This window comes from Burkholderia sp. Ac-20345 (assembly GCF_017104825.1).
GTDB lineage: Bacteria > Pseudomonadota > Gammaproteobacteria > Burkholderiales > Burkholderiaceae > Burkholderia > Burkholderia lata_B.
This window is the reverse complement of the sequence record NZ_JAAGPO010000582.1, coordinates 1-217: the sequence shown is the minus strand read 5'-3', so window position 1 is coordinate 217 and position 217 is coordinate 1. Positions and strand designations below refer to the sequence as shown.

Annotated in this window: 1 protein-coding gene; it reads left to right on the top strand. The window is 63.6% G+C overall.

Annotated elements, in window-relative coordinates; all coding sequences use genetic code 11:
* Nucleotides 1-217 (top strand): hypothetical protein (locus G3O06_RS48800; protein WP_205820517.1); only part of this gene is annotated, 217 nt, incomplete at both ends.

The following is a 217-nucleotide window of genomic DNA, read 5'->3' as shown; positions in this document are numbered from 1 at the left end:
TGCTGTCCGTCGTGCTCAAGCCCGTCGAGATCGAACTCACCGAGCTATTGGTCGTGCTCAGACCCGTCGACAACGACGACACGCTGCTCGTCGTCGTGCTCAGGCCCGTCGAGATCGAGCTCACCGAACTGTTGGTCGTGCTCAGACCCGTCGACAGTGACGACACGCTGCTGGTCGCCGTGCTCAGGCCCGTCGAGACCGACGTCGACAGCGACGA